We start from the raw sequence: 287 nt of genomic DNA, 5'->3' as shown, positions 1-287 counted from the left end.
TCACCCCCCAAGGCAAATTTCTTGCCGTGCAACCAGGTGTGTGAATCCGTCATCATATCGCCCAGACGACCCCGTTCTTTTTCCTGAGAGGCGGCAATCGGCTTGCCGGTGATTTCGCTGACTTTCATCAGGAATTCGTCGGTCCAGCCCAGACCCATCGGGATCTTCAACGCAGGTACGGCATGCTTCCAGGTGTTCTTGACGTACTTGGTGGTTTTGGTCAGCTGGTTAGGCTGCAACATGATGGTGTTCAGCGCGTTAGGCGCATCTTTCACTTCATCCTGAGT

General features: G+C 53.7%; 1 protein-coding gene. It reads right to left on the bottom strand.

Features of this window, described 5'->3' with window-relative positions; genetic code table 11:
* Positions 1–287 (bottom strand): nitrogenase component 1 (locus Q4563_RS19180; RefSeq protein ID WP_303605645.1); only part of this gene is annotated, 287 nt, incomplete at both ends.

This window comes from Gilvimarinus sp. 1_MG-2023, assembly GCF_030548285.1.
The sequence above is the reverse complement of the archived record's forward strand: the minus strand, read 5'-3'. Positions and strand labels throughout refer to the sequence as shown.